Source organism: Pseudomonas sp. Irchel 3F6, assembly GCF_900187595.1.
Taxonomy (GTDB): Bacteria; Pseudomonadota; Gammaproteobacteria; order Pseudomonadales; family Pseudomonadaceae; genus Aquipseudomonas; species Aquipseudomonas siliginis.
The window spans coordinates 105,110-113,081 of record NZ_FYDP01000011.1 but is presented as its reverse complement, the minus strand read 5'-3'; the positions used below and the strand labels follow the sequence as shown (position 1 = coordinate 113,081).

The window sequence follows — 7,972 nt, the reverse complement described above, 5'->3', positions numbered from 1 at the left end:
CATACGTTGCGACCCAAATGTGAAAGCGTTTTACGAAGCCTTGGTGGCTCGAGGAAAGAGGAAGATGCAGGCTATTGTCGCAGTCATGCGCAAATACCTGACCGGACTATGGGCCTGCATGCGGGCAAGCGAAGACTTCAGTACAGCCAAGCTTTTTAGCGATAAACACACCCAAAAAGCTTGACCGTGAACAGAGTATCTACATTGGGCTTCAGTGTGTTCGGGTGCACCGTTTTCGCGCCTGACTTCGCCGTGTCGTCTATACATACCTGGCCCGACCGCGTTTGGCACGACCGCTGCAACCCTTCTGCGTCTTCCCCTTCCAGCAAGGACTGCCCCATGACGCAGAACGCCTCCGGCAACGATTACCCGCTCAGTGAAGTCCCCATGCACGCGCGCAAAGGCCTGGCCTCGACGGCGATGGTGTTACTGGGCTTCACGTTTTTCACTGCGACCATGTTTGCCGGCGGCAAGCTCGGGGTCGCGTTCGGTTTCGCCGAGATGATGGCGGTGATCATTGTTGGCAATCTGCTGCTGGGCCTTTACGCCGCAGGGCTGGGTTACATCGCCTTCAAGAGCGGCCTCAATTCGGTACTGATGGGCCGCTTCTGTTTTGGCGAAGTCGGCAGCAAGCTCAGCGAGCTGATTCTCGGCTTCACCCAGATTGGCTGGTACGCGTGGGGCACGGCGACGGCGGCGGTGGTGATCGGCAAGTATTTCAATCTCGATGAAAGCACCGTGCTGGTCCTGATGGTGCTGTTCGGCCTCGGCTTCTGCGCCACGGCGTACATCGGTTATCGCGGACTGGAAATTCTCTCGTACATCGCGGTGCCGGCGATGATGTTGCTGCTGATGCTGTCGATGTGGGCAGCGACCGTGAAAGTCGGTGGCTTCGAAGGCTTGCTCAGCGTGGTGCCGAGCGGTTCTCTGGACTGGTCGACAGCGATCACGCTGGTGTTCGGCACCTTCGTCAGCGGCGCAACGCAAGCCACCAACTGGACGCGATTTTCCCGCTCGGCAAAGGTGGCAGTGCTGGCCAGCCTGATCGGTTTTTTCATCGGCAACGGCCTGATGGTGCTGATCGGCGCATATGGCGCGATCGTCTATCAGCAACCGGACGTGGTTGAAGTGCTGCTGTTGCAGGGCTTCGCCATGGCCGCGATGGCCATGCTGTTGCTGAACATCTGGAGCACTCAGGACAACACCATCTACAACTTCGCCGTCGCCGGCTGCAACCTGCTGCGCACCGGGCGGCGCAAGACCGTGACCCTCGGTGGCGCGGTGATCGGCACTCTGCTCGCCCTGCTGGGCATGTACGACATGCTGGTGCCGTATCTCATCCTGCTCGGCACGGTGATTCCGCCGATTGGCGGGGTGATCATGGCTGACTTCTTCTACCGCTGGCGCGGGCACTATCCGCGTCTGGCCGACGCACGGTTGCCAGCGTTCAACTGGCCGGGCCTCGGGGCCTACGGGGTCGGAACCGTCGCTGCATTCAGCTCGCCCTGGGTCGCGCCGCTGGTAGGGATCGCCGCTGCCGCGCTAACGTATGTCATCGTCACCGGTGTGCTGGGCGCCCGTCGCGTCAGCGCACCACTACAAGACCTATAAAAAGGATTTGCCTGATGCACATCATCAACGCCCGCCTGCGCAACCAGGAAGGCCTGCACGAATTGCACCTCGAAGACGGACTGATCCACAGCATCGCCCGTCAGACCGAAGCGCCGACCCTCGGCGCGGATGACCTCGATGCCGGCGGCAATCTGGTGGTGCCGCCCTTCGTCGAGCCGCACATCCACCTCGACGCCACCCTCACCGCCGGCGAGCCGCGCTGGAACATGAGCGGCACGCTGTTCGAAGGCATTGAATGCTGGGGCGAGCGCAAGGTCACCATCACCGAAGAAGACACCAAGACCCGCGCCAAGAAGACCATTCAGACGCTGGCCGCCCACGGCATTCAGCACGTGCGCACCCACGTCGACGTCACCGACCCGCAACTCACCGCGCTCAAAGCCATGCTCGAAGTCCGTGAGGAAAGCCGTCACTTGATCGACCTGCAAATCGTCGCGTTCCCGCAGGAAGGCATCGAGTCGTTCCGCAACGGTCGCGAGCTGATGGAAGAAGCGATCCGTATGGGCGCTGACGTGGTCGGCGGCATTCCGCATTTCGAGTACACCCGCGATCAGGGCGTCAGCTCGGTGAAGTTCCTCATGGACCTGGCCGAGCGTACCGGCTGCCTGGTCGACGTGCACTGCGACGAGACTGACGATCCGCATTCACGTTTCCTCGAAGTGCTTGCCGAAGAAGCGCGCAGCCGCGACATGGGCGCCCGCGTCACCGCCAGCCACACCACGGCGATGGGTTCTTATGACAATGCCTACTGCGCCAAACTGTTCCGCCTGCTCGGCCATTCCGGCATCAGCTTTGTTTCCTGCCCGACCGAAAGCATTCATCTGCAAGGACGTTTCGACAACTTCCCGAAACGCCGGGGCGTGACCCGCGTCAACGAACTGCTCGAAGCCGGCATGAACGTGTGTTTCGGTCAGGATTCGATCGTCGACCCGTGGTATCCGCTGGGCAACGGCAACATCCTGCGCGTGCTTGAAGCGGGTTTGCACATCTGCCACATGCTCGGTTATCGCAACCTGCAAAGCGCGCTGGATCTGGTCACCGACAACAGCGCCAAAGCCATGCACCTGGGCGAGCGCTACGGCCTCGAACAGGGCCGCCCGGCGAACCTGCTGATTCTCTCGGCGGACAGCGACTACGAAGTGATCCGCAGCCAAGGCCTGCCGCTGTATTCGATTCGCGGCGGCAAGGTGTTGATGAAGCGGCAGATGCCGGTGGTGGAGTTCAGTTGAGATTGCGCTGGGGCTGATGGCCTCATCGCTGGCAAGCCAGGCTCCCACAGGTTTTGTGTTGAGCACATGATTGGGCCCTCATGCAAAACCCTGTGGGAGCCTGGCTTGCCAGCGATGGCGTCGGCCGAATCAACCCGCCAACCGCGCCGTGCCAAACAATCTGACGCGCAGCAATTCCCCTTGCGAAACCTCAAGCAAAACCGGTGCGGTGCCACCCGGCATGACCACCCGCACTTTTCCCGCCTCGACCCAACCCACCCGCCACGCGGCACACGCGACCGCACTGGCGCTGGTGCCGGATGACGCGGTTGGTCCTTCGCCACGTTCGAATACCCGGGCGAGGATTTGCTGCGGCGACGCCAGCGCGGCCCATTGCAGATTGACGCCCGCCGGGCAGGGATTGCCGGCACCGGTGGGCATGGCATAGGCAATTGCCGTCAGCCTTTCGTTCAGCAGTGATTCAAGCATCTGCTCGTTACTCGGCAACATGGCCGGATCGCTTAGCAGCGTCACGCAATGCGGATTGCCGATACGGACGAATTGGCTGTGGCTCCAGTCAGGATCGAGTTCCGCCAGGGGCTGGACATGGCTGACGTCGCGATTGTTGAACTGAACGCTTTCAACCGTATGCGCACCCACAACCTCCGGGCCAAATTTGGGCTGACCGAGGTCGAGCCAGAAACCGCGCACGCCTTCGACTTGGGCCGGTGTCACCGCGGTTTCCAGCGCTTCGCCTTTGTCGTGATGAACGCGCAGCATGGCGCCCTGCTCCGCCATCAAGCCTTGCTCGGTCAATGCCTGAGAAAAAATCGTCAGGCCGTTACCGCTGCGCTCGGCGAGACTGCCGTCGGTGTTGACGATCAGCACATCGAACGGCGCAGATGCCTGAAACGGGCCGATCAGCAGGCCGTCACTGCGGTGGGGTTTGCCGTTGGCCGGACGCTGGCCTTCCGGCCAATCGCAGCACAGGGCGATGGCGGCTTCGCTCCATTGCTGCCGAGACCCGGCGCACTCGGCGGCGCTGGCCGGCAAAGCAATCCCGGCCTCGCGCAAGGCTTGGGGTGAGACCACGGCGTAGATATTGCCGCGTGCGTCGTAGAAGCTCGTCATGCCTTGTTCCCGTATTCCATGCTGGCGAAAATCCGACTGTAAACCGCAACTCAGTGTGGGAGCGAGCCTGCTCGCGAAGGCGGTGCGTCAGTCGACAATTCCATATTTGACCCACCGCTTTCGCGAGCAGGCTCGCTCCCACAGGGTAGGATGTTCACCGTTATGCCCCGAAAGGCCTGAGATCGAACCTCAACGCCGTCAGAATGTCACTCGGGATGCAGTTGTTTTTTTGCCAAGGATCGATATGACCAGCCTCAACCCCCAAGACACCTTCGTCCCCGGACGTCTGCAACAGATGTCCACCCGCGTCGCTTTTTTCATCGCTGGCCTCGGCATCGCCGCCTGGGCGCCGCTGGTGCCGTATGCCAAGGCGCGGGCCGGGCTGGATGAGGGCACGCTGGGATTACTGCTGCTGTGCCTGGGTGTCGGCTCGATTCTGGCGATGCCGCTGGCGGGGATTCTCGCCACGCGTTTTGGTTGCCGACGTGTGGCCACCGGCGGCACCTTGCTGATCTGCGCGGCGCTGCCGTTGCTGGCGACGGTGTCATCGATCCCGGCGCTGATCGCCACGCTGTTCATGTTCGGCGCCGGCCTCGGCACGGTGGATTCGACGGTGAACCTGCAAGCAGTGATCGTCGAGCGCGCCAGCGGCAAGCACATGATGTCGGGGTTTCACGGCCTGTTCAGCCTCGGCGGCATCGTCGGTGCGGCGGGTGTCAGCGCCCTGCTCGGCCTCGGCCTGACACCGCTGGCGGCGATGCTGGTGGTAGTGGTTTTGCTGATCGGCGCCTTGCTCAAGTGCGTGCCGCACATGTTGCCCTACGGCAGCGAAAGCTCCGGCCCGGCGTTCGCCATTCCCCATGGCATCGTGCTGTTTATCGGCGGCATGTGCTTCATCGTGTTCCTCACCGAAGGCGCGGCGCTGGACTGGAGCGCAGTGTTCCTCGCTCAGGAACGCGGGATCGACACGGCTTATGCGGGAATGGGTTACGCAGCGTTTGCCCTGACCATGACCGTCGGCCGTCTGCTTGGTGATCGCATAGTGCGCAAGCTGGGGGCTACGCGGATCATTCTGTTCGGCGGTCTGTTGGCGGCGGCGGGACTGTTTCTCGCCACCTTCGCGCCGAGCTGGCAAGCGGCGCTGCTCGGTTATGCGCTGGTCGGCGCCGGTTGCTCGAACATCGTGCCGGTGCTGTACACGGCGGTGGGCAAGCAGACGGTGATGCCGGAGAGCATCGCGGTACCGGCAATTACCACGCTCGGTTATGCCGGGATTCTCGCCGGGCCGGCAGTAATCGGTTTTGTCGCCCATGCCAGCAGCCTGAGTTTTGCCTTTGGACTGATGGCAGTGTTGCTGGTGGCTGTGGCGATTGGCGGCAAAGTCCTCAAGGTCTGAAAGCTTCGCGAGCAGGCTCGCTCCCACAGGGTTTCAGTGGTCCATGTGGGAGCGAGCCTGCTCGCGAAGAAGGCACCGCGCTCTATCAGAAGCCTACGCTGGCCTGCACGAAGAACGTGCGCGGTGCGCCGACATACATCCCCGAGTTGTTGTCGCTGGAGCGGGTGAAGTATTGCTTGTCGAAGACGTTCTTCACCCCGGCGCCGAGCTTCAGGTTCGACACCTGCGGACCAAAGTCATAACCGCCGCGCACGTTCCAGGTCACGTAACCCGGGATGTCGCCGTACTGCCCGTCTGCTGTGCCTTCGGTGATGTAGTTGCCATTGAAGCTGCCATCCGCATTCACACCGGTGCCCGGCGAACGCTGTTTCGATTGGGCAAAGCCGTCGATGTTCCAGGTCCAGCGGTTGATGTCGTAACGCAAACCGACTGTCGCAACCTGCCGCGAATAGAACGGCAGATCGCGGCCCTTGAAGCCGGGGATCTCGCCTTCATAAGTGGCGCGGGTGTAGGTGAGCCCGGCGTTGGCGGTCAGGCCATCGAGGCGCGGGTCGAGTGCGGCCATGTCGTAATGCACCGAGGCTTCAATGCCCTGGTGCTTGGTCGCGCCGAGGTTGGTCCAGCCGACGTCGTTGCTGATGTATTGCAGTTCGTCATCGAAATCGATGTAGAACAGCGTCACCTCGCCGCCCCAGACATCATCGTTGTAACGCGTGCCGATCTCGTAGGTCTTGGCCTTTTCCGGCTCCAGACCGTTGGCGGTGCTGTCACCCGAACCGCCCTGGCCGAGCTGGAAATACTGCAGGCTGCCGAACGAGGTTTCGTAATTAGCGAACAGCTTCCAGGCATCGGACAGGTGATACATCACGCTCAGCGCCGGCAGCGGCTCATTGCTTTCGATGCTGCGGTTTTTCTCCTGGACCGGCCGGACAGCGGTGTCGAGCACGGCGCGGTCGTGCCAATCGGTGCTGATGTGTTCGAAGCGAATGCCCGGGGTGATGGTCCAGTTGCCGACGTCGATCTTGTTGTCGACATACACCGAATTGGCCTCGGTGCCACCGGTGCGATCTTGGAATACATGGCCGTCGGAAGTCGGCGTGACCACTGGCTGATTGTTGACCAGCGCCAGACGACTCGACTCTTCGTGCATGGCCTCTTTCAGATAGCGATAACCGACGCTGACTTCCTGAGTGGTCGGGCCGACATCGAACACCCGCGACACGCGCGGCTCGATGCCCAGGGTGTAATAGGAACGCGGGTACGAGCTGAGGGTGCGCTGATCGCGCGCGGCGATGGTACTGCCGCGAAAGCTGTCGGTGTAATAGGTGAGAATTTCTGCCTGGGTGCGCTCGTCGATCTGGCGGATCCACTTGAACGACACGTCTTTGCGCCGGCCTGTGAACTGGTCGTAATCACGCACCGATTCGTACGGTTTGTCGTCGTACTGACGCTGCGTCAGGCCACCCGGCATGTCGGCACTGGCGTCGTAGTAGTGGAAGTTGAGGCTGAAATCGTCCTTATCGGTCGGCGCCCAATGCGTCTTGAGCAGCACGTCGTCGATGTCATTGCCGTTGTTGCGCTCGCGATAACCGTGACCGTTGACGCCGGAGTACAGCAGCGCGACGCCCATGCCGTTGTCGGCGGTGCCGCCAAGAAATGCGGTGTCGATGTGTTTCCAGCCGCCGTGCTGCGTGGTTTCCAGGGTGGTGCCGATTTCGCCGGTGGTTTTCTCCGGAATCGCGCGGGTCACGAAGTTGATCACGCCGCCGACGTTTTGCGGCCCGTAGCGCACGGAACCGGCGCCACGCACGACGTCGATGCTGTCGAGGTTGCCCGAGGAAATCGGCGCCATCGACAGTTGCGGCTGGCCGTAAGGCGCGAACGCCGCTGGCACGCCATCGATCAAAACAGTCGAGCGTGGCGACAGGCGCGAAGTCAGACCGCGCACGCCGACGTTGAGGGAAATATCACTGCCGCCGGTGCCATTGGAGTCCTGCACCTGCACGCCAGGCACGCGCTTGAGCACGTCGCTGACGTTCATCGCGCCCTGCTCGACCATCGCTTCGCGGCGAATCACCGTGCGTGCGCCGGGGTGGTTCTGCACCACCGCAGCGTCCGCGTCACCGAGCCAGTCGCCGACCACTTTGATGTCGGTCACACCCAGTTCCAGCGGGCCGTTGCTGGCTGCGGAAGTGGCGGCCGGGGCGAGCGTCACCGAGCCTTCATTGATCTGATAATCGAGGCCGCTGCCCTGCAGCAACTGCCGCAGCGCCTGCTCTGGCGCGAGGTCGCCGTCCACCGCCGGAGCTTGTTTGCCGGCCACCAGCTCAGGGCTGAAAAACACCTGCAGCGAGGTTTGCTGGCCCAGTTCGCTCAAGGCTTGGCCTAGCGGTTGCGCGCGGATATGAATGGCTTCAGCGGCAAACGCCAACGGCATCGCGGCGCTGACTGCCAGCGCGAGAGCCAGTGGCAACCAAGGGGATTTTTTATTGTGGGTTGTGGTGATGTTCACGTCGTACGGAGTCCTGTGGATCGCAAGATTGTGCGGCTGTTAATGCAAACCAGTTGCAGTTGAACAGGAAGACGATGAACGGCGAAAAAACCT

The 7,972-nt window shown here is 62.0% G+C and carries 5 protein-coding genes and 1 pseudogene; 4 read left to right on the top strand and 2 right to left on the bottom strand.

Translation table 11 applies throughout. The annotated features are described in order from the left end of the window. The 3 genes and pseudogenes from CKW30_RS27400 to codA all read left to right on the top strand — a co-directional run. Positions 1-184 (top strand): annotated as a pseudogene (locus CKW30_RS27400) (IS110 family transposase); the annotation flags it as partial. A gap of 155 nt (positions 185-339) precedes the next feature. Further along, positions 340-1,611, top strand: coding sequence for a cytosine permease (codB, locus tag CKW30_RS26550; protein ID WP_095182441.1), 1,272 nt, complete (start codon positions 340-342; stop codon positions 1,609-1,611). Between the two features lie 14 nt (positions 1,612-1,625). Continuing rightward, the gene (gene codA / locus CKW30_RS26545) at positions 1,626-2,861 is read left to right on the top strand and encodes a cytosine deaminase (protein WP_095182439.1); all 1,236 of its coding nucleotides are present in this window, start codon (positions 1,626-1,628) and stop codon (positions 2,859-2,861) included. Positions 2,862-2,990: 129 nt separating this feature from the next. Here codA and CKW30_RS26540 read toward each other — a convergent pair whose 3' ends face one another. Continuing rightward, the gene (locus CKW30_RS26540; protein ID WP_095182437.1) at positions 2,991-3,971 is read right to left on the bottom strand and encodes a diaminopimelate epimerase; all 981 of its coding nucleotides are present in this window, start codon (positions 3,969-3,971) and stop codon (positions 2,991-2,993) included. A gap of 244 nt (positions 3,972-4,215) precedes the next feature. On the opposite strand from CKW30_RS26540, the gene CKW30_RS26535 reads away from it, so the two are divergent. Then, positions 4,216-5,367: an MFS transporter gene (locus CKW30_RS26535; protein ID WP_095182435.1), complete on the top strand. Its 1,152-nt coding sequence runs from the start codon at positions 4,216-4,218 to the stop codon at positions 5,365-5,367. A gap of 85 nt (positions 5,368-5,452) precedes the next feature. On the opposite strand, the gene CKW30_RS26530 is transcribed toward CKW30_RS26535, so the two are convergent. Next, entirely contained in the window at positions 5,453-7,879 is a 2,427-nt protein-coding gene (locus tag CKW30_RS26530) for a TonB-dependent receptor (RefSeq protein ID WP_095182433.1), read from the bottom strand. Positions 7,880-7,972: the final 93 nt, after the last annotated feature.

Bases quoted from the DNA above. Each gene is read 5' to 3' on its own strand.
- CKW30_RS26535 (WP_095182435.1), top strand. From the start codon at position 4,216: ATGACCAGCCTCAACCCCCAAGACACCTTCGTCCCCGGACGTCTGCAA.
- codA (WP_095182439.1), top strand. From the start codon at position 1,626: ATGCACATCATCAACGCCCGCCTGCGCAACCAGGAAGGCCTGCACGAA.
- CKW30_RS26540 (WP_095182437.1), bottom strand. From the start codon at position 3,971: ATGACGAGCTTCTACGACGCACGCGGCAATATCTACGCCGTGGTCTCA.
- codB (WP_095182441.1), top strand. From the start codon at position 340: ATGACGCAGAACGCCTCCGGCAACGATTACCCGCTCAGTGAAGTCCCC.